Origin of the sequence: Absiella sp. AM09-50 (assembly GCF_003433845.1) — a bacterium.
Classification (GTDB): Bacteria; Bacillota_I; Bacilli_A; order Erysipelotrichales; family Erysipelotrichaceae; genus Hoskinsella; species Hoskinsella hominis.
Genome location: NZ_QVFI01000006.1, coordinates 159,454 through 180,756, shown reverse-complemented (window position 1 = coordinate 180,756; position 21,303 = coordinate 159,454). Strand labels below are relative to the sequence as shown.

At 36.6% G+C, this 21,303-nt stretch carries 21 protein-coding genes; 1 reads left to right on the top strand and 20 read right to left on the bottom strand.

Annotation, left to right across the window (positions count from 1 at the left end):
- Nucleotides 1–247: 247 nt before the first annotated feature.
- The 20 genes from DW114_RS07950 to DW114_RS07855 form a co-directional block, all read right to left on the bottom strand.
- Complete coding sequence (locus DW114_RS07950; protein ID WP_117453242.1) at nt 248–2,110, bottom strand: ABC transporter ATP-binding protein; 1,863 nt, start codon at nt 2,108–2,110, stop codon at nt 248–250.
- Entirely contained in the window at nt 2,103–4,349 is a 2,247-nt protein-coding gene (locus DW114_RS07945; protein WP_117453241.1) for an ABC transporter ATP-binding protein, read from the bottom strand. Before DW114_RS07945 ends, DW114_RS07950 begins: the two co-directional genes overlap by 8 nt.
- On the bottom strand, nt 4,346–4,810 hold the full coding sequence (locus tag DW114_RS07940; RefSeq protein ID WP_117453240.1) for a MarR family winged helix-turn-helix transcriptional regulator: 465 nt from the start codon (nt 4,808–4,810) through the stop codon (nt 4,346–4,348). Before DW114_RS07940 ends, DW114_RS07945 begins: the two co-directional genes overlap by 4 nt.
- Nucleotides 4,811–4,996: 186 nt before the next feature.
- Nucleotides 4,997–6,262, bottom strand: a complete 1,266-nt coding sequence (locus tag DW114_RS07935) for a hypothetical protein (protein WP_117453239.1) — start codon at nt 6,260–6,262, stop codon at nt 4,997–4,999.
- A gap of 95 nt (nt 6,263–6,357) precedes the next feature.
- Nucleotides 6,358–7,947 (bottom strand): putative ABC exporter domain-containing protein, encoded by a 1,590-nt coding sequence (locus tag DW114_RS07930; protein ID WP_233509551.1) that lies wholly within the window; start codon nt 7,945–7,947, stop codon nt 6,358–6,360.
- Nucleotides 7,925–8,617, bottom strand: a complete 693-nt coding sequence (locus DW114_RS07925) for an ABC transporter ATP-binding protein (protein ID WP_117453237.1) — start codon at nt 8,615–8,617, stop codon at nt 7,925–7,927. The genes DW114_RS07930 and DW114_RS07925 overlap by 23 nt, the downstream gene beginning before the upstream one ends.
- On the bottom strand, nt 8,614–9,327 hold the full coding sequence (locus tag DW114_RS07920; protein WP_117453236.1) for a DUF2812 domain-containing protein: 714 nt from the start codon (nt 9,325–9,327) through the stop codon (nt 8,614–8,616). The genes DW114_RS07925 and DW114_RS07920 overlap by 4 nt, the downstream gene beginning before the upstream one ends.
- On the bottom strand, nt 9,317–9,655 hold the full coding sequence (locus DW114_RS07915; protein ID WP_117453235.1) for a PadR family transcriptional regulator: 339 nt from the start codon (nt 9,653–9,655) through the stop codon (nt 9,317–9,319). Before DW114_RS07915 ends, DW114_RS07920 begins: the two co-directional genes overlap by 11 nt.
- A 130-nt stretch (nt 9,656–9,785) precedes the next feature.
- Nucleotides 9,786–10,340 (bottom strand): serine O-acetyltransferase EpsC, encoded by a 555-nt coding sequence (gene epsC / locus DW114_RS07910; protein ID WP_117453234.1) that lies wholly within the window; start codon nt 10,338–10,340, stop codon nt 9,786–9,788.
- A gap of 1 nt (nt 10,341) precedes the next feature.
- The gene (gene cysK, locus DW114_RS07905; protein ID WP_117453233.1) at nt 10,342–11,220 is read right to left on the bottom strand and encodes a cysteine synthase A; all 879 of its coding nucleotides are present in this window, start codon (nt 11,218–11,220) and stop codon (nt 10,342–10,344) included.
- Between the two features lie 287 nt (nt 11,221–11,507).
- On the bottom strand, nt 11,508–12,197 hold the full coding sequence (locus DW114_RS07900; protein WP_117453232.1) for a manganese catalase family protein: 690 nt from the start codon (nt 12,195–12,197) through the stop codon (nt 11,508–11,510).
- A gap of 66 nt (nt 12,198–12,263) precedes the next feature.
- A complete protein-coding gene (locus DW114_RS07895) occupies nt 12,264–13,658 on the bottom strand; it encodes a glutamate synthase-related protein (protein WP_117453231.1) in 1,395 nt (464 codons plus the stop codon).
- A 118-nt stretch (nt 13,659–13,776) separates the two neighbouring features.
- Nucleotides 13,777–14,610 (bottom strand): PD-(D/E)XK nuclease domain-containing protein, encoded by an 834-nt coding sequence (locus DW114_RS07890; protein ID WP_117453250.1) that lies wholly within the window; start codon nt 14,608–14,610, stop codon nt 13,777–13,779.
- A gap of 42 nt (nt 14,611–14,652) precedes the next feature.
- Nucleotides 14,653–15,288: a lactate utilization protein gene (locus DW114_RS07885; protein ID WP_117453230.1), complete on the bottom strand. Its 636-nt coding sequence runs from the start codon at nt 15,286–15,288 to the stop codon at nt 14,653–14,655.
- Between the two features lie 3 nt (nt 15,289–15,291).
- A complete protein-coding gene (locus DW114_RS07880) occupies nt 15,292–15,798 on the bottom strand; it encodes a gamma carbonic anhydrase family protein (RefSeq protein WP_117453229.1) in 507 nt (168 codons plus the stop codon).
- A 40-nt stretch (nt 15,799–15,838) separates the two neighbouring features.
- Entirely contained in the window at nt 15,839–16,033 is a 195-nt protein-coding gene (locus DW114_RS07875) for a FeoB-associated Cys-rich membrane protein (RefSeq protein ID WP_233509553.1), read from the bottom strand.
- Nucleotides 16,034–16,073: 40 nt separating this feature from the next.
- The gene (feoB, locus tag DW114_RS07870) at nt 16,074–18,089 is read right to left on the bottom strand and encodes a ferrous iron transport protein B (RefSeq protein ID WP_117453227.1); all 2,016 of its coding nucleotides are present in this window, start codon (nt 18,087–18,089) and stop codon (nt 16,074–16,076) included.
- Nucleotides 18,090–18,323 (bottom strand): FeoA family protein, encoded by a 234-nt coding sequence (locus DW114_RS07865; protein WP_117453226.1) that lies wholly within the window; start codon nt 18,321–18,323, stop codon nt 18,090–18,092.
- A gap of 132 nt (nt 18,324–18,455) precedes the next feature.
- Complete coding sequence (locus tag DW114_RS22075; protein ID WP_117453225.1) at nt 18,456–19,058, bottom strand: DnaJ domain-containing protein; 603 nt, start codon at nt 19,056–19,058, stop codon at nt 18,456–18,458.
- Nucleotides 19,045–19,887 carry a DUF5685 family protein gene (locus tag DW114_RS07855; RefSeq protein WP_117453224.1) on the bottom strand — a complete coding sequence of 281 codons (843 nt, stop codon included), beginning with the start codon at nt 19,885–19,887 and terminating at the stop codon, nt 19,045–19,047. Before DW114_RS07855 ends, DW114_RS22075 begins: the two co-directional genes overlap by 14 nt.
- A gap of 190 nt (nt 19,888–20,077) precedes the next feature.
- Between DW114_RS07855 and DW114_RS07850 the strand changes: the two genes are divergently transcribed.
- A complete protein-coding gene (locus tag DW114_RS07850; protein ID WP_117453223.1) occupies nt 20,078–20,971 on the top strand; it encodes a haloacid dehalogenase-like hydrolase in 894 nt (297 codons plus the stop codon).
- Nucleotides 20,972–21,303: the final 332 nt, after the last annotated feature.

Here is a 21,303-nt window from a genome sequence, read left to right as displayed (position 1 = left end):
ATATTTATAGACATAAAATCATAAAAATTCATGTATCTCAATAATTATACATTATGAAACATATAATTGTAGAGATACATCATATGACTCCCATGTAACGTTTATAATTCTACTACATTTATAGTCTTTTATCAATAAAAAAATTACATTTTTCTATTCATTTCTAGACCGATAAGATTTCCTTATAATGAAAGCGGTTAGATAATGAAGAGGCAAAGAAAAAAGCGCCAAAGCGCTTTTTGAGATATTATTCTTCTTCAAACTGAGAGTTATAAAGTTTCGTATAGAAACCATCTGCTTTCATCAATTCTTCATGATTTCCAGCTTCTACGATATCGCCATCCTTCATAACCAGAATCAAATCAGCATCACGAATGGTAGATAAACGGTGGGCAATCACAAAGCTTGTACGATTTTCCATCAGTTTTTCCATACCCTTCTGAATCAATACTTCTGTACGGGTATCAACGGAGGATGTTGCTTCATCCAGAATCAAAATCTTAGGATCTGCCAAGAATGCTCTGGCAATTGTTAATAACTGTTTTTGTCCCTGAGAGATATTACTGCTTTCTTCATTGATGACAGTATCATAGCCATGATCTAAGGTACGGATAAAGTGATCTACGTAAGCAGCATCAGCAGCTCTCATGACTTCTTCATCTGTGGCATCTAATCGACCATAACGAAGGTTTTCCATAATCGTTCCATTAAACAGCCATGCATCCTGAAGTACCATACCAAATAAGGCACGTAAGTCACTTCTTCGCATATCCGTTGTCTTAATGCCATCGATATAAATAGCACCGCTGTTTAGCTCATAGAAACGCATCAACAATTTGACAATGGTTGTTTTACCAGCACCAGTTGGTCCAACAATCGCAATCTTTTTACCTGGTTTGATATACATGGAGAAATCATTGATAATGATCTTATCATCTGTATAACCAAAGTGTACATTTTCAAATGTAACCTGTCCTTTGATTTGAGTATTGCCATTTTCATCAAATACTTCCACAGGGTTTTCTGTTTCAGGCAGCTGTTCTTCTTCCTCTAAGAACTCAAATACACGTTCTGCGGCTGCGGCAGTTGACTGCAACATATTCATAACCTGAGCAAGCTGTGAAATTGGCTGGTTAAAGCTTCTTACATACTGGATAAATGCCTGAATATCACCAATGGTAACAGAGCCTGCGGCTGCTAACCATCCACCTAACAAGCAGACACCAACATAACCAAGGTTTCCCACAAACTGTGTAATAGGCATCATCAATCCTGATAAGAACTGTGATTTCCATGCTGTTTCATATAAGTGATCATTGTGTTCATTGAATTCTTCAACAGAGCGTTCTTCTCCATTAAATGCTTTCATAACAATATGTCCACTATACATTTCTTCTACATGTCCATTGACATCACTTAAATACTGCTGCTGACGTTTGAAATATTTTTGTGAACGTTTTACAACCTGTGATACCATCAACAAGGATAATGGTACGATACACAAAGCCATTAATGTCATCTGCCAGCTGATGGTCAACATCATGATTGGATAACCAATGATAGAAACAACACTAGTAACAATTTGAGATAATGATTGACTCATAGACATCTGTAAGGTATCAACGTCATTTGTAATTCTTGACAATACATCACCATGAGAAGTAGAGTCAAAATATTTAAATGGCATACGATCGATTTTTTCAGAAATATCTTTACGTAGCTTATACGCCGTTTTCTGTGTAATCGTCGCCATCATGATACTCATGATATAACTTAGAATACCACTAATGATATACATACCAACCAGAATTAAAATGATTTTTAAGATATAATCAAAATCAATGGTACCTGTATTATACACAATACGCATAAATCCTTCAGCAAGTTCTGTTGTGGCTTTTCCTAAAATTTTAGGTCCTAAGATAGCTAAAATCTGACCAACTGCCGCAAACAATACCGCTAAAATAATCACTGGATAATATGGTTTCATGAAACGAATCAGTTTCTTCATCGTTCCGGAAAAGTCTTTAGCCTTTACAACTGGGCGGCCACCACCCATTGGTCCATGTCCTCGGCGGCCCATAGGACGTGTAGTAGTTTCTTTACTCATTTCCTAGTTCCTCCTTTGACAACTGACTATATGCAATTTCCTGATAAACTTCACAGCTTCTCATCAATTCATCGTGTGTACCAATACCTGCGACACGTCCCTTATCCAATACAACGATACGTTCGGCATGCATGATACTGGAAATACGCTGTGCAACAAGCAATACAGTTGCTTTTGTTTCTTTCGTTACTTGAGATAAAGCAGCACGCAGATTCGCATCTGTCTTAAAGTCTAAGGCACTAAAGGAATCATCAAAGATATAGATTTCTGGTTTCTTGACAAGTGCACGGGCAATGGATAGACGTTGTTTCTGTCCACCGGAAACATTGGTTCCTCCCTGTGCAATCGGTGAAGCATAGCCTTCTGGTTTACTTTCAATAAATTCAGTAGCCTGTGCTACATCACTGGCCATTTGCAAATCTTCTTGTGTTGCGTCCTGTTTTGCATATCGTAAGTTAGATTCGATATCACCTGAGAACAAGATACCTTTTTGTGGCACATATCCGATTTTATTACGTAATTCATGTTGTGTAACATCACGGATATCTACACCATCGATTAAGATTCTACCATTTGTGACATCAAAGAAACGTGGCACTAAATTGATAATCGTAGATTTACCACTACCGGTACTTCCGATAAAGGCCGTCGTTTCCCCTGGTTTAGCAGTAAAGCTGATATCATGTAAAACATCTTCTTCTGCACCCGGATATCTAAATGATACATTTTCAAAATCGATATATCCTTTTTGAGAATCATCAAAATGTTTAGGATTTTTTGGATCCTGAATCATATTCTTACAGCTTAATACATCATAAATACGATTTGCACTGACACTTGCACGTGGCAGCATGACAGCAATCATCGCAATCATTAAGAAAGCCATGATGATTTGCATACTATATTGGATAAATGCTAACATATCACCAATCTGAATATTGCCATCTGCAATCTGATGTCCACCAACCCATACGATCAATAAACTGGCACCATTCATGATAAACATCATGGCTGGCATCATAAAGGACATGGTACGGTTGATGAATAAGTTTGTTTTTAATACTTTTTGATTGACATCATCAAACTTCTTTTCTTCATATTTCTGAGTATTGAATGCACGGATAACCGGCATACCTTCCAAGAATTCTCTTGTGACACTGTTTGTCGCATCAATTAATTTCTGATTAATTTTGAATTTTGGCATTGCCAAACTCATCAATACACCAATCAAGCTTAATAACAGAACGACACATAAAGCAATGATCCATGTCATACTTGCTTCTGTATTCATAACATGAATGATAGCACCGATTCCTATGATTGGCGCATAAGCTACCATTCTTAAGAACATGATGATGACCATCTGAATCTGCTGTACATCATTGGTTGTACGTGTAATCAATGATGATGTAGAGAATTTATTAAATTCACTGCTGGAGAAGCTTTCAACTTTCGCAAACACATCTTTACGTAAGTTTCTTGCAAAACCTGCACCAATTCTGGACGCAAATAAACCAACCAGAATAGCAGCAACCGCACTACATAATGCGACCAATAACATCTTACCGCCAGCATATAAGATATAATTGCTTTGCATAGCATCTACATCCATACCGATTGCTTTATATTCAGCCTTTACCACACTGGCTCCGGCAGCATTATAAGAAGTATCTCCCATCGCATTTAACTTTGTGCTAGTTTCATCTTCTAACTTTTGTAGTTCTTCTTTTGGCATCATTGGCAGAATTGTATAGATATCCACACCAGATTCCAACATCTGTTTCACCTGCTCTGGCATTTTTTCCATCATTTCACTTTTTGGATCTTTTACTGCCTCATCAATTCCATTGACTAACGTCATAGGAATGACCATGATTTTATTGATGTCTTGACGTGTATCTTCATCAATATCTTTTAACTGATATACATTTTCCTTTGCTAATGCTGGATAATCATCTTTCTCATCAGCACTCGCTTTATTACTTGTTAATAATGTATAATTTGATTCAAATAATTTCTGTTGTTTTTCATCCATAAAAATCTTCATTTTATTGTATTGACTTTCACGAATTACAGAAGGTACACCATCAATGATACCTCCCTTTTGAATCCCAGTATCAACGATATCTGACATTAAATCAGGTAACGCCAATTCACATTGTGCCTGTCCAAATAATAACGCCACAACAACAATCAATGACACGATAAATGGTTTTAAATACTTCACTAACTTTGTCATTTGCAGGCTCCTTTCTTTTTAGTTTCTTTTTTCTGCTTAGAAAACTCCACCGCTTTTTCCATGATACGAAGGAAATTTTCCGCATCCTCTTCGCCCAGTGCTTCAATGAATTCATAAAGTGATTCCGTCATGTGCTTTTCACAGCCCTTCATGACTTCCTTGGCCTGATCGCTCACTTTGATATACACACTTCTTCTATCATTTTCTAATACCACACGTTCTACCCAGCCTTTTTTCTCATAGCCTTTAATAAATTGAGAAACAGCTGCAGGGGTTACCTGAAGATAAGCGGAGATATCACTCATCTTTACCAGATCACCTTTGTTGATAGAAAGAATGGCATCTAACATCATGATATCTTTGTGTCGGATTCTTGGATGATCATCTAATCCTGCTGCATTTTCTTTACGAAATGCATAAAACAAATGTGTCAATCTTCGTACTACTTCCATTTCATCCATTGTATCACCTCACGAAATTAGTTAAGTTGCTTAACAATTAACTACCTTAACTATTATATGCATTCTCGCCCATTAGTCAACAGTTATTTTTCACTTCACACAAATTTCACAAAAAATGTAATTACACAAGAGTATTCTTACTTGTATTCATACAAACATCAAAAAAAAGATACTCATATGAGCATCTTAGTCTTCTTGGGTACGAATCTGATCAATCATCAATAAAAACTTTCTGGCTTTCTCTACAAAATACATGCCATTGCCATGTGCAATCACATATTCAAACTGTGTTTTTGCTTCCCAGATATCTTCTTCCACAAAAGCGATCAGTCCTAGATAATAACGAAAATCTACTTTCTGAAACTCCATATTGGTTGTCTGCAATACCTGTTGATAGAAAGTTCTTGCTTTATCAAAGTCTTTATTCATCAGGTTCAGTTTGTTTTCAATACTTTGTAAATATTGTTGTTTGATCATAGCTAATGGTGAATTTACACCACGTACATTCAATTTTTCACATTCATCATAATGACGCTGTACTTCACTTGCATCACCTAACTGATAGTTTGCATACGCCATAATAGAATGATATGCCATCATAAGATTCACATTGTTGCGTTTTGTACATGTTAACACATCAATTGCTAAATGAGGATCATTCATATAAATCATGCATTGTGATAAATATTGTCCCAAAGGGAAATTCTTTTTCGCATGCATCCGTTTAGCTAACGCAAAGATAGCACTCGCACAGGCTTCTGGATTACATTGTTCATATAATAACGAAATAATCGGCTGTACATTTTCGTTTTTCTTTTTGATTACATAAAACAGTATAATAATATACACAAATAACACTGCCATCATGATACCATAACTATCTACATATAAGCTTAAAATCAAAGCCAATACACCAAGTGCATATAAACATGTGATAGAAATATTTGTGATAAATAAGCGTTTTGCTAATCCTTCATATTCATCTAAATAAGTATGATGTAAACGATAAACACGTTCAATTTCACTTACAGAGGTTACCTGATTCTTTTCAAATTGTTTGTGTTTGCCACGATTTGGTGTTGTTAAAATTCCATAAATACATACAATGATTGCCGGAATCAAACCAATTACACCAATTGCCATAGCGATATCTACGACTGGATTGATAAAAATCATTGCTAAGAACAGCACCAATGGATTAAAGCGCTGCATCAGATAATAGATCAATAAGAATGTATTGACCATTCCACCACCACACAGCATACTCATTATATAGATCATGGTATCACTTTTCATTGTCGCAATCATTTCCGCATCTGTAAAGCCCTGTTCACTCATTTGGGCCAATACATCAACAATCATTGTTTTTGATATATCATGAAATACAAACAAACCTACTACCATTCCTATTAAAACCGCGATTAAATGCCTTTTACATTGATATTTCCACATAAATTTACTACCTTCCTAACTACGTTACATACTATACCACAATCACGTTAAAAGAAAAAGGGGAAACCTTGTTTTCACTTGATTTCCCACATGTTTTACTCACTTTTCAATTCTCGCCCATTCATCATGCCTTTACAGAAATATAGAATAGCGAAGGATACGACAAAGTTCATTGCCAGATTTACGATTGTTACAATATTCATCATATTCAAGGTAAGTACGCCACTTGTTAAAACCATAGGCAAAATAACTAAAACACTTGGCACACTGCATAATAACACGATTAACATACGCAGCATATTTTCTACCATCGCATTACTGCGGGACTTTAAGATACGTAAACTTAAAACGGTTGCACTTATGAATACAAATGCATATCCACAAATCATAATCAGATATTGTAAGATGGAAAATACATCCATTTGATAGATTAAACCGGTTCCTGTAATACAGATGATCAAGATGATCCATAGTTTATAAAGGGTCGTAGATATCGTATACCATAGTTTTTTAAGTGGTGAATCCGGAATCAGATAGATTTGATAATTGTTCATATCACGCATAAAGTCACTATTTTGGATGGTAGAAAACAACCAGAATACAAGCATATAACAGAAGAAGAAAAAGCCCATATCCAAAATAATTGTAATTAACAGATAAACTGCCAGAATAACAATATCTGATATACGAATGAAATCATTGGTTTTTCGCATAATCAACAGATTTTTAGAATAGATAGCTTTCGCACCTTCTTTAAAATCCGCCTTAACTCCTTTGACTTTTTTATCATTCATACTATTACGTTTACCAGCTTTTATATCTTTATACATAGCAGTAAATTCTTCTGCATCAAGCATTGCCTGTTCCACAAAATCACCCTGATATCTTGTCATACAGATAAAGATAATGATACATGCGACAACAACAAGTGCAACACCCAAAATAAGCATGAGCATATCCCCGCTTACATAAGATACCAGTGCAAGTTTGGCCCATCCAAACATGGGGATGAAATAAAATAAATCACTTTGTAAGAATGCAAATCCTGCTTCTTTCATATGGAAATCATACTGAAATGCTTCTATCATAAATACTGCTAGGATTATAATTACAAACATTGCCACAATTAATCTTCCAACATTTTTCAGCTTTTCATTTTGCATCGCCAACAAATAGATATAATCTTTCATAACCACAAAGAAGAAGGTCACAAGCGATAATAATACAAATGTCAACAATAGGAAAGGAATAGTGAAGCCAACACCTCCACCAAAGAATACCAACATCAAAACAGAGATTGCCCCAAACATACATGAGGATAAGATAGAGCCACTCATTAGAAAGCTCATGATCTGGCTTCGTTTAAAAGGTCCAGTAAACATATAGAAAGAATCGTTTTCAAAGAATAATGCACTTCGTTTCTGCATCAGTACAGAGCCAACCATCAAGGCATTGAAACCTATCGCAATCATAATCGCCATTTGAATGTTTGCGATATTGACCATACTCATTGCCATATCCGGATGCAAGAGAATCATGACAAAACCACCAATATAAATCAACAACAACAAGGTCGTCAGAATCGCACTGCCTGGTTTGGAATAAACATTACGAATCTGTCCTTTTAATTTTAGTAAATATAATAACACAAGTGATTTCATACTATTCACCATCAGTACTTTCAAAGAACATCTCTTTCAAACTTTCCTCGCCTAATCCCTCACGTGATACATGACGAACGATTTTGCCTTTATTCATGATATAAGCAACATCCCATATATCATCAATGACATCTATGATATGGGTAGAAATCAGGATAGATACACCTTCTTCTTTTAATTTTGTGAATAAGTGAAGGGTTTCTTCAATACTGGCAGGATCTAAGCCAACCATTGGTTCATCCACCAATAATGCTTTAGGTGATATGATCAACGCCAACAACATACTGACTTTCTGTTTCATCCCTTTACTTAATTCTTTTACGATCTTCTTACGTTTTTCTTCTAAATGAAACATGCTGATATAATGATCCGCAAGTTCTTTATAATTTTTACAGCGATATGCTTTTCCAATAAATTCTACATGTTCATCAATCGTTAACAAGTCGTATAACACTGGTGCTTCAGGAATATATCCAAAGCTTTTCTTTGCTTCTAGGGTATCATTGTCATATCCACAGATTTTGATTTTCCCTTCATATTTCAATAGATTGGTAATACTTTTGATCGTCGTACTTTTTCCTGCCCCATTTGGTCCCAACAGAATGGTGATTTTACCATCCTCTGCACATAAATCAATATCATCAACTGCTTTAAAACTTCCATAACATTTTGTTAAATGAGATACTTCAATCATCTTTTCTTTCCTCTACTTTCTTTTCCATCCCGATAAATGCGATATGTTGTTAATGCATACATGCCACCAAATATCGTAAAACAAATACCGATAAGTCTACTTAGTTTACGAATCACGCTCCATGCATCTGGCATAATTTCTGATATCAAAATCAACAATGCTCCTACCACCAGGACTTTTACAGCCTGTGTAAAGGTGAGATAAAAAATCCATCGTTTATGTTGAAGTCTTAGATAAGAGCCTGCCAGTAAAACACCTCCCCCTCCCATGCATCCACCACCAATTCCTGCAAACACATTTGGTAACATCATTTTTATAGAGCCGATAAAAAGAATGATACCAATTAGGGTAATGATGAGAGAAACATAAAATACGGTTTTAAATTGTTCACTTCTTGTTTCTGAATTGCTGTGTAAAGCTACAGTTCCATTTTTTGCACAAAAGAAGTGAAGGGTATTATCTTTGCATGGAATCATTTCCCACCCGGCTTCTTCAAAGATTCGTAAATAATCCTCTTGTTCTTCTTTTTTCACTTTCTGCATATCATAACTGAATATCAAATCTTGTGGCTCCTCTTTATATAAGACGTAACATATTCCTTTGAATTCTTTGAAGATCCATCCATCAAGTGCATATTGATGCAGCATTTCCATATCTTCCTGATCAGCGAATGCCAAGCCACTACATATAATATATTTCTTATTCTTCATAGCCTGCCTCCCTTAATACTCTTGCGCCTTCTTCCACCATATGTTTTCTGCGTTTAAATTCACGTATTAAAACATTTCTTCCTTCTTCGCTGATTTGATAGACCTTTGTACGATCACTGTCAAGTGATGTTAACGTGATCCAATCTGCCTTGCTTAATTTTTTCAATAGTGTATACAGCGTACCTGGTCCCATACTTACTTCTCCATTTGTCAATTCTTCTATGAATTTCATAATGGCATATCCATGTCGTTCTTCTAATAAAGAAAGAAGAATATAATACATAGGATCTGTCAACTGTTCACTTTCCAGTGCGTTATTTTTTGACATGTTTTTTCCTCCAAACAAATATATCCATTCATGATGTATCCATTAATGATATATCTATTATGGATATAGTTTACAATAGATAATTTCGATTGTCAAGCATATAAAAAAAACAGGTGAAAATTTTCACCTGTCATTCTATGATGCCATCACATACACATGCGTGTTTACAACGTTTATCTTTTGCGGCTAGACCAATAAAGGTTGTGCCTTCTGGCACATCTGTAATCACAACTGCATTTGCGCCAATTTTAGCGTTATCACCAATATAGATATTACCCAGACATTTTGCGCCTGCACCAATCATCACATTATTTCCTACTGTTGGATGACGTTTGGCATGCTGCTTGCCCGTTCCACCAAGTGTTACACCATGATATATCTGACAATCATCACCAATTTCTGCTGTTTCTCCGATTACAACACCCATGCCATGATCAATCAATAATCCTCGTCCGATCTTTGCGCCTGGATGAATTTCAATGCCTGTCCAAAATCTTGCGATATTTGAATTCAGGCGGGCTAGAAAAAACATATGATGCCGATAAAGAAAATGAGAAACACGATGAAATGCCAGCGCCTTGATATGTGGATACAACAATATGACTTCCAGCTTGCTGTGGGCAGCGGGATCATTCGCCAAGGAACGATTCAGATTATGGTTAATATCTTTCAATATGCGAAACATATTAAAACTCCAATACGGACAAGTATTTCTCTCCGCCATCTGGTGCTATGGTAACAATTGTTTTATCTGGATAATATTTTTCAAGGCGTTTTGCCAAAGCAATATTGGCTCCTGAACTGATACCTACCAAAATACCTGTTGTTTTCGCAAATGCGACGGTTTCTGCTAAGGCATCTTCATCAGAAACCATCATGACATCATCACATACATGTTCATCAAAATTCTTAGGGATGAAATTTGCACCAATTCCCTGAATCTTGTGTGGTCCGGCTTCATGTCCACTGATTAGTGCACTGCTTTTTGGTTCTCCGGCTACACAACGGATATTTGGATTGGCTTCCTTTAAACGACGTGAGATACCGCTAAATGTTCCTCCTGTACCCACACATGCGACAAAGATATCAACATCAGGTACCTGTGCAAGAATTTCTTTTCCTGTTGTTTCATAATGAATCTGTGGATTATAGGGATTATCAAATTGTGATAATGCTACATAATTAGGATGTGCATCCATCAGCTCTTTCATTTTATCAATAGAACCCTGCATACCTAATGCCCCTTGTGTTAAAATCAGCTCTGCGCCATACGCTTTGATCATCTGACGACGTTCTTCAGACATTGTTTCCGGCATAAGAATGATGGTTGGTATATGATATACTGCACCAAGCATTGCTAAAGCAATTCCTGTATTGCCAGAAGTTGCCTCGATCAGTACACTGTCTTCTTTGATTTCACCTGTATCGATAGCATGTTGAAGCATTCCCATGACAGCGCGATCTTTGATACTTCCACCTGCATTGAATTTTTCAAGTTTCACATAAATATTTGTATCTTCCATATGATACACAGGTGTATTTCCAATAAGTTTTAAAGTTTCCATGTTTGTTTCCTCCTATTATTGTACGTGGTCTTTTTTTGCATGATAAAAAAATGTGTCAGCGACAACATCGTCCACGTAAAAGGACAGTTTCACATTTAAAACCCGCTACTTTTATTTGATACACGTTTTTCATTTTCGCATCCATCCTTCCTACTCAATAATAGTATATGCATGGCAATTCTCTCCATGTGCTTTCTATTATGCCACAAAAAAAGAAAAAAGAAAACAATTATGCTTTCTTTTTTTCTGAAACAAAATGAAAGAAGTAATATTTCTACTCATTTTACTTATTTTTTCTTTTTTGTTGTCTTTTTCTTACGATCGATCTTCACAGCTTCAGGTTCTGGATCTTCAAAATAACGGCCAGGTTTTGATAAATCAAAATACAGACGGCTGTCTTCACTCATACCAAAGTTCTTATTGCTGCCATCATCACTGATTTTATTTAAAGCCTCACAGAATAATGCATTATGTGCTTCTTCACGCTCTAATAAAAACATAATGGTTTCTCTTACGTATTTATCTTCGATTTGACGATATAAATATTCGTACACAACTTTGGCACGCTGTTCACTGGCGATATCCGCCAATAAGTCCGCTGCTAAATCACCTGTAACTGTTACATAATCAGCAGTCCATGGATTTCCACTGGAATTGACCAAGGCTGGATTTAATCCAAATGTTACCATGGTTTCGATTTCACCAACACCGACTTTCTTATAGTCTACATCACCGCCATTTAACAGATTAATGGTTTCCGCAACCATTTCCATATGGCTTAATTCTTCTGTCCCAATATCCAAAAATAAATCTTTGAATACAGGATCGTTTGCACGAAAACTCTGAGAAAGGTATTGCATAGCTGCTTTGACTTCACCATTACAGCCACCTAACTGTTCCTGCATCAAAACAGCATACTGTGGATTGGGTTTTTCTACTTTTACTTCACGCATTAATTTTTTATCATGTTGAAACATCGTTATCACCTCATCCATAGTATGGGTAATGGAAAAAGGCTTTATGCATGAAACTTTATGATTTTTCTAACAATGTTTGATACCGGTATAACGCGCAATTTCTTCACTCGTTGTACACAGGTCTTCTTTGCTTAATTTATGAACATCATCATAGCCACATACTCTGGCAAAAGATTTCAATTCTTCACATAATACATGCAGATAGTTTCCAAGGCATTGTGCCCCCTTTTCTATATTGAAACGTTTACGCAATTCTTCATCCTGTGTCGCAATGCCCATAGGACATTTTCCATTTTGACAGATACGATACTGTTGACAGCCAATTGCCATCATTGCAGCACTGGCAATCGCAATGGCATCTGCTCCCATAGCAAGTGCTTTGATCATATCACCGCTGTTTCTAAAGCCACCTGTCATCACCAACTGCTGTTTCATATCATGTGCATCCATATAAGCTCTTGCACGGGCTAAAGCATACATTGTTGGTACAGTTGTATTATCTTTTAAATATTTTGGTGAAGCCCCTGTTGCACCGCCTCGACCATCAATCGTGATAAAATCAGGATTGGCATAGTGAATCCATTCCAGATCTTCTTCAATTCTTCCTGCCGCAATTTTGATACCGATTGGTCTGCCATCACTGCGTGTTCTCAGCATTTCTACCATCGCCTTTAAATCATCTTTACTTTTAATTTCCTCAAAACGACTTGGTGATATCACATCTTCTCCTAGAGGTTTATTACGAATGGCCGCAATTTCTTTTGTGACCTTTTCTCCAGGCAAATGTCCACCCATTCCAGGTTTACTGCCTTGTCCGATTTTTATTTCAATTGCATCCGCATTTTTTAAATTTTCATCTGTGACACTGTATTTATTAGGGACATATTCAAAGATAAAGCGATAGCTTGCCTGTTGTTCTTCTTTCAAAATACCGCCTTCACCACTACACTGGGCGGTTTTTGCCATTGCACTACCCATGGCAAGTGCTATTTTTGCTTCTTTTGATAATGCCCCAAAAGACATATGGGATACATATACCGGATGTTCTAATACCATTGGCTTTTGTGCAGAAGCTCCTATGATCGTCGTTGTGCTTACTTCTGCTTTATCTGGTAATGGTGGATGCGCTAGTTGTCCTCCCAGCAATAAAATATCTTTAAAATCAGGTACAGCTAAACGTGTACGCATTGCTTCGATTCGACTATGGGCACCTATTGCCATTTCATGAATCAACTGCATCTGTGTTTCCAATGGATCATCATGTCTTGCATATTGTATATCTACCTGTAAATCAGATACATTTTCTATTACCTCAGACTTTGCTTCCTCCTGTTGTTTAAAACAGGTTTTTGGCGCAGTACAAAGTGGACAGCACCAGTCATCTGCCAATGCACTCCATTTTGTTTGCTCATTTTCTTCATCGTATACATAACCACATATTTCACATACATATGTTGCCATAAAAGCCACCTCCTGCTTGTTAGCGCTATCATTACTGTTATGGTAACACATTTTACAAAGAAAAGATACAAAAAGACGGTTTCCCGCCTTTCTTATATCATGCCTTCTTACTGGTTTTTCATCTATTTTGATATTTTTCAATTATGCAGCTATGTTTCTTAGTATCTTTATTATAATTGATACCTACCAATAACAGATTGTCTAAATAATGCTCTAATCCAAAGAAATATTTCTTTTCTTTTATTTGTTTGATTGCAGTATCAGCATCTTTATCATACTTCAATTCAATAATCATCGCCGGCTTATCATATCGTGGAATAAATATGACATCCGCAAATCCTTTTCCACTTGGAAATTCTCTCACCATTGTATAATCATTTCGGGCCATAATATAGGCTAAATAAATCGTATATGCCAACGCGTTCTCATCGTTGTATTGTAGAATACTTGTTTCTAAATGAGCCTTTTCTATAAACTCTGCGACAAGATTAATATTACATGTATAAGTAGCCTCCAACAAATCTATAGAGTTTTTTAATGATTCACTTACTGATCCCCAATGACTTTCTTCTATTGAATTCACAAAAGAATCTACAACTTCATTGTTCGGTATATATACTTTTCGTGCTTCTTTATCATATCCTAAATAACCTAAGTGAACTAACAACGTAAATACATCATCTTTGGATTTAAATGTCGTCATATCATTTTGAAATTTACCTGGATTTACAGTTACTCGTTCTTTTGCCAATAATTTAATGATGTCATCCTTTAAACCATCAAAATTCATATCAATATATACTTTTAATGATTCATATGTTTCTGTAGATGTCCAATAATTTGAATATTCTTGATTTAATAATGAAGATACTACAGACTTTGGAGATAATATAGATATATCTTTCTTTAAGTGATATCCATCATACCAAGCTTTCATTTCTTCAAAATTCATTTGATACAAGCATAAGTCCTGTATTTTTTTGCTAAACAGCGATTAGTAACCTGCTTCTTCTTCCATGATAATGACACGGATTCGATCATACATATCATGATCAATTTTTACGTAAAAGTTACAGATACGATCTTTACTTTCACAATCCTGACAGCTTCCCAGTTTTACACATGGAGTCTGGCGATGCAATCTGACACAATTGGCTGGTGCCGCTACTTCCTGAATACGTTTTTTGGCTTGTTTTTCATTTTTCACAAGCTTGTTACTGCCAACGATCACAATGACCTGATTAGGTCCATAAATCATTGCTGCTACACGATTTCCATGTCCATCCACATTGATCAATGCTCCATCCATAGTAACAGCATTGCTGCTACAGATAAAGGTATCCGCATTAAAAGCCGCATGTGCTTCTTTCTCGCTTTCCTCTTTACTTAATGGTTCATTATGTGAAATATAGGCTACATCCCTGCTCTTCAAAAGCTGGGACAACCCAATTTCACTAATCGTCATACTGCCACCATCACTTACTTTTTCTTTATCTTTGATCATAGAAGAAGCCAGTGCACAGGCTTCTTGCTTGTCTTTTACAAGATAAGTCTTAATATGATGTGCCTCTAACGCTTTTTTTGCCTGTTCCATATGCAGACGTACGATTGTTTTTACATTTTCATCCATTTGTTACATCTCCTTATATTCTTTCCCTAATGCAATATAATGCTGTGCATTTTCTATGATATCCGCAATCTGTGCATCACTTACCTGTTTGATCACCTTGCAGGGACAGCCAACAGCAAGACTATTTTCTGGTATTACCTGGTTTTCTTTCACAAGTGCACCTGCCGCAATGATCGCATGTTTGCCTATTTTAGCGCCATTTAAAATAATTGCCCCCATGCCAATCAATACCTCATCATCGATCGTACAGCCATGTAATATCGCATTATGTCCAACGGTTACATTTTTTCCAATCATTAGTTGATGATCAGGGTCTGTATGTAAGGTACAATTATCCTGAATATTACTGCCTTCTTTGATATGGATATGATCCTTATCTCCTCTTATAACGCTATGAAACCAGATGGACACATCCTTTTCCAATGTCACATCGCCAATGATTGTCGCATTTTCACTCAGATAACAGCTTTCATGGATATCTGGTGTATGTGTACGATATGTTTTTATCATAGAAATCACCTCGCTACAAGTATAACATAAAAAAGCCAGATTACTCTGACTTTTCTTCACTCTCTGGATGATCTTTTTTATATTCTGAATAAAGATTAGAGAAACTGCCACAACTAGAACAATCTGCGTGACACCCACTACATCCATTTGATTTTTTAGGTCTTGTCACATAGAAAATAATCACTAATAATGCCAGTATGACAAGTATAACTGCAATATCTACCAGATTCATCATAACACCTCTCTAACAGGATATGAACCATTGTTTATAATGTTCAAAAAAACAAAGAGCCAATCTGAAATACCAATAGTGCAACAATATATGCGACACCTGTTTGGAAAGCAACAGTGGCAAACGCCTGTTTTAATGAACCAAGTTCACGTTTTGTGGCCGCAAAGGCTGCCACACATGGCATATATAATACCGTAAAACATAAGAATGCGAAAGAAGAAAGTGGTGTAAAGATACTTTGTAATGCTGCATTTAAGCCGGCATCACTTGTTGTATTAGTTAAAACTGATAAAGTAGATACCACACTTTCTTTTGCGGTGATTCCAGTCACAAGGGCTGTACTTGCGCGCCAATCTTCAAAGCCAAGTGGCGCAAAGATATGAGAAATCCATGTACCGATACTTGCCAGAATACTATGTGATGAATCAGACACAAAATCAAAGGCAAAGTTGAAGCTTTGTAAGAACCAGATGATGATGCTTGCGACAAAGATAATCGTGAAGGCTTTTCTTAAAAAATCCTTTGCTTTCTCCCACATATGCAATACCACACTTTTACCTGCGGGAATACGATATGCTGGCAATTCCATCACAAATGGAACACTTTCACCTTTAAATATCGTACTCTTTAATAAGATAGCAGATAAAATTGCCACAATGATTCCAATGATATAGACACTGATCAAAATCAATGCGGTATGATGTGGAAAGAAGGCCGCTGTAATCATACCATAGATGGGAAGCTTGGCACTGCATGACATAAATGGTGTTACAATAATCGTCATTTTACGATCACGCTCACTGGATAAAGTACGTGCAGACATAATGGCAGGCACACTACAGCCAAACCCGATCAGCATCGGCACAAAACTTTTCCCGCTTAATCCGATTTTTCTTAACATCTTGTCCATGACAAAGGCAACACGTGCCATATAGCCACTGTCCTCTAATAATGAAAGAAAGAAAAACAGCGTGACAATGACTGGTAAGAAAGATAATACACTGCCAACTCCGTTACAAATACCATCAATGATCAACGCACGTAGCCATTCAGATACATGAATAGATATCAATAAATTACTTAACGCATCTGTTGCCATTGTGATTAAATTTTCCATAAGTCCTTGTAAAGTTCCACCAATCGGTCCAAAGGTCAGATAGAATATACAAAGCATGATAATGATAAAAATAGGGATTCCTAAATATTTATGGGTCAGCCAGCGATCGATTTTTTCACTACGAATCTGGGCAGTAGAGTCATGATGCTTAATGACACAATCTTCTACCAGTTCTTCAATATAACTATATCGCATATCCGCAAGTGCTGCTTCCCGATCGGTACCCAATGCATCTTCCATACTTTTTACAATTTTTTCTATAATATCCAAATCATCCTGATGCAGATGAAGTGCCTGTTGCATCGGCGCATCTCCTTCTACTAATTTCGTAGCCGCAAAACGGGTTGGATACCCTGCACGGTTGGCATGATCCTCTATAATATGGGCGATGGAATGAATGGCACGGTGAACTTCACCTTTACAAAAATCCAGATGTACTGCCTGTTCATGATCTTTTATTTCTTTTTTCATGACACGAATCAACTCATCAATACCTTCATTCTTACTGGCACTGATGGGCACAACCGGTATAGATAAATGCTGGCTCAGCTTTTCTACATCAATGCTGTTGCCACTTTCAATGACTTCATCCATCATATTTAATGCGATCACCATTGGTGTATTTAATTCCATCAATTGAAGAGATAAATACAGATTACGTTCAATATTTGTCGCATCCACGATGTTCACAATCAGTGCTGGATGATCTTTTAATATAAAATCACGTGTCACAACTTCTTCGCTTGTATATGGTGATAAAGAATAAATGCCTGGAAGATCCACAAGACTTGCTTCTTTAAATTTCTTAATGGCTCCCATTTTCTTTTCTACTGTGACACCGGGAAAGTTTCCAACATGTTGATTGCTGCCCGTCAATGCATTAAACAATGTTGTCTTTCCACAATTTTGATTACCTGCAAGTGCAATTACTACATCTTTCATTTACGCTTCCCTGCTTTCTACTTCGATTTTACTGGCATCATCTAATCGGATGGTCAATACATATCCACGTAAACTTAATTCCATAGGATCCCCCATAGGAGCTACCTTATTCACAAAAATACTGGTCTTTGGTGTCAATCCCATATCCAATAATCTTCGACGCAGCGCCCCTTCTCCGCCAACTTTTATGATCATTCCACCATGTCCAGGCTTAATTTTATCTAATGTTGTCATCTTCTATCAACTTCCTTTTAAATGTTATCCTAAACTAATTTATTCATATATATCATACTCAAATTACATATAATGTCAATCTTTTCACAAAAATAAAACTCTTTTCCATTCAAGAAAAAGAGTTTATACATATTAAATACAACAACAAAGTGGTCCTCCACAGCCTCCACAGCACATCTGAAGCAGCAATAAATCACAACATAAATTACTGCCGCTGGCACCAAATGGTGACTGCATATTGCGATATTGTGTACGTGAATTTGACAACTGTGCATATAATTGACGATATTGCTGATTAGATGGATCCATTTCACAGGCTTTCTGCGCTGCATCCAATGCCGCAATCTGATTGCCCATACCATAATTGGCGATTGCATAAAAATAATACCAGGAAGCATCACGTTCACTCATGGATTGTAAAATCTGATATGCCTGGGCATAAGCACCCATGTTCAAGTATGAAATAATGGTCTGATATTTCTGAGATGCAGAACCTCCATAAGAACCATATCCTCCACCATATCCATTGGTGTTTTCCCAGAAATTAGAAGTATCTCCACGTTTTCTGGCCTCCATGATCTGATCATATGCATTCTGTATCTGTTTAAATTTTTCTTCTGCGCCTGGCTCTTTATTTACATCTGGATGATATTTTTTCGCCATTTGGCGATATGCTTTTTTTATTTCATCATCACTTGCATTTCTATCTACACCTAATATCTTATATGGATCCATCTTCTTCACCTAATCTTTTCTTTCTAATCATTTCATATTTTGTCCAGATACCGGAATATATAATATTTCTTAAAATATCCTGATATTCTAATATCGGTAATTTTTCATATTCAATTGCGGCTTCCGCAACCATCGTTTCTAATATCAGTTTGCTACGATCCTCAAAATAAGTTTCACCGAAATCTTTTTTCAAAGGATTATATTGATTATGCGCGATATCATCTTCAACATCATCATACGCATCCAAAAGATAAATAAATCTTCCCAAATAATCTCCCATACGATAAAGCCCATGCTGCCATTCATCATTTTGATAGCTGAGAATTTCTCCCATGACTTTTCCAAACAACGCAGACATACGATCAATATCCATCTCATTCTGTTGTTCTTTTTGTGTCAGCTCTTTCATCGTATCCTCAATAGCATCTAATTTTTCTGGATAACGTGCCTTAACTTGTCGATAAGCTTTTGCCAGCAGCTTTTCATATGCCAGGCGGGTAATTTTTTTGTCATCATTCCAGTCATCTTCACACTTCATATATGTAAGAAGAATCGTCATATCCGCTGCATATTCAATACAGGGATTGCTTCTGATCATCCGTTTTGTGGTAGGATGAAATCCACATCGAAACACTTTCTTACGTTCATTTGGTTCATATAAAACACTTAACAGTATTGCGACAAAAGTCATATCAAAGTTCAGTGTCGTCTGTGCAATCCTGCCATATCGCTCATGCAGACATTGGCATAATCCACAATAAAAAGACTGATATACATCCATGTCTTTGATTTTCATTTCCGGCTTATTGACAACAACGTATCCAAACATGACAAAAACCCCTTTCGCCATACACCTGTCATATAGTTTATACTTATCGAAAGAAAAATTCAAGTTTTACAAAACAAATAACATAAAAGCACACAATTTCTTCCTATCAATGGGAAATAGCTTACATCCATATTCACAATAAAATCTGATATGATGTATACATAAATATATAGGAAAGGATTAAGATAAAATGAAACGATTATTAAGTTGTCAGCCAAGTGAAGTGCTGAAGATGAATGGACAGGAGTTAAAAGCTGCCATCGCGGCAAGTGAAGGAAGAACAATTTTAACTGAAACAGTGAGCACGGTACAGCCAATGCTAGGTTCTATTTCCAACGCTGAACTAGCTGCTGCCTTTGGCTCTGATATGATATTGTTGAATGGATTTGATGTATTCCATCCAACCCTGTATGGTATCCCGGAAAGTGATGATCCAATCATGACATTGCGTGAATTATCAGGAAGACCTATTGGTGTAAACCTGGAACCAGTAGATGTTGATGCTGAAATGATGGAAACTCGTATTGAAATCTGTAAAGGAAGAACGGCATGTAAAGAAACTTTTGAAATGGCTGAAAAGCTTGGATTTGGCTTTATCTGTTTGACAGGCAACCCTGGAACAGGTGTTACCAATGCCAAAATCGCAGAAGCAATCAAGGAAGCAAAACAATATTTCAGTGGTTTGATTATCGCAGGCAAAATGCACGCTGCCGGTGTTGATGAACCAGTCATTGATTTAAACAGCATTGAAACATTTGTGAATGCAGGCGCTGATGTTATTTTAATGCCAGCCTGTGGTACAGTACCTGGTCTGCAGGAATCTATGATTCATGAAGCCTGTGAATGTATTCATGCACATGGGGCTCTAGCAATGACAGCTATTGGTACCTCTCAGGAAACCAGTGATCTTGCGACTATTCGTGAATTTGCATTATCTGGTAAACGTGCCGGTGTTGATATCCAACATATTGGAGATGCTGGCTGGGGTGGGATTGCCTTGCCTGAAAATATCATGGAAATGTCCATTGTTTTGCGTGGTAAACGTCATACATATTTTAAAATGGCGCAATCTGCAAAACGCTAAGATTCATGATATTAGAAAGTGAATTTACACATTGACTTTTCATGCATGAATGCATATAATATAAGTGCACACAGTTTTCTGCATAGCGAAAGGGATGAAGTTGCAGCTTCATCCCTTTCTTTTTGTAGGTGGTGCCTGAAATTTATGCCTGTCCACGAAATTCGTTCACCCTCCCTAACTTGTTGCTTAGTTTGTTACTTTTTTCGTTTTCTGCATTTGATTACAGTTTCGTATAGTTTCGTGATCTCTTTGATGATATTGGGAAGTGTTTTGATCAAGGTCATGAGCACCTGACTTCCTATTACCATGAAAATCACTGCATAATATCCCAC

Coding starts and splice junctions, on each gene's coding strand:
- cysK (WP_117453233.1), bottom strand. CDS start 11,220: ATGGAAACTTTAAAACTTATTGGAAATACACCTGTGTATCATATGGAA.
- DW114_RS07935 (WP_117453239.1), bottom strand. CDS start 6,262: ATGTGGAAATATCAATGTAAAAGGCATTTAATCGCGGTTTTAATAGGA.
- DW114_RS22075 (WP_117453225.1), bottom strand. CDS start 19,058: ATGGATCCATATAAGATATTAGGTGTAGATAGAAATGCAAGTGATGAT.
- DW114_RS07855 (WP_117453224.1), bottom strand. CDS start 19,887: ATGTTTGGATACGTTGTTGTCAATAAGCCGGAAATGAAAATCAAAGAC.
- DW114_RS07915 (WP_117453235.1), bottom strand. CDS start 9,655: ATGTCAAAAAATAACGCACTGGAAAGTGAACAGTTGACAGATCCTATG.
- feoB (WP_117453227.1), bottom strand. CDS start 18,089: ATGAAAGATGTAGTAATTGCACTTGCAGGTAATCAAAATTGTGGAAAG.
- DW114_RS07945 (WP_117453241.1), bottom strand. CDS start 4,349: ATGACAAAGTTAGTGAAGTATTTAAAACCATTTATCGTGTCATTGATT.
- epsC (WP_117453234.1), bottom strand. CDS start 10,340: ATGTTTCGCATATTGAAAGATATTAACCATAATCTGAATCGTTCCTTG.
- DW114_RS07900 (WP_117453232.1), bottom strand. CDS start 12,197: ATGTTTCAACATGATAAAAAATTAATGCGTGAAGTAAAAGTAGAAAAA.
- DW114_RS07940 (WP_117453240.1), bottom strand. CDS start 4,810: ATGGATGAAATGGAAGTAGTACGAAGATTGACACATTTGTTTTATGCA.
- DW114_RS07885 (WP_117453230.1), bottom strand. CDS start 15,288: ATGGATGAAAATGTAAAAACAATCGTACGTCTGCATATGGAACAGGCA.
- DW114_RS07875 (WP_233509553.1), bottom strand. CDS start 16,033: ATGATGAATCTGGTAGATATTGCAGTTATACTTGTCATACTGGCATTA.
- DW114_RS07890 (WP_117453250.1), bottom strand. CDS start 14,610: ATGAATTTTGAAGAAATGAAAGCTTGGTATGATGGATATCACTTAAAG.
- DW114_RS07950 (WP_117453242.1), bottom strand. CDS start 2,110: ATGAGTAAAGAAACTACTACACGTCCTATGGGCCGCCGAGGACATGGA.
- DW114_RS07880 (WP_117453229.1), bottom strand. CDS start 15,798: ATGATAAAAACATATCGTACACATACACCAGATATCCATGAAAGCTGT.
- DW114_RS07895 (WP_117453231.1), bottom strand. CDS start 13,658: ATGGCAACATATGTATGTGAAATATGTGGTTATGTATACGATGAAGAA.
- DW114_RS07920 (WP_117453236.1), bottom strand. CDS start 9,327: ATGAAGAATAAGAAATATATTATATGTAGTGGCTTGGCATTCGCTGAT.
- DW114_RS07925 (WP_117453237.1), bottom strand. CDS start 8,617: ATGATTGAAGTATCTCATTTAACAAAATGTTATGGAAGTTTTAAAGCA.
- DW114_RS07865 (WP_117453226.1), bottom strand. CDS start 18,323: ATGACAACATTAGATAAAATTAAGCCTGGACATGGTGGAATGATCATA.
- DW114_RS07850 (WP_117453223.1), top strand. CDS start 20,078: ATGAAACGATTATTAAGTTGTCAGCCAAGTGAAGTGCTGAAGATGAAT.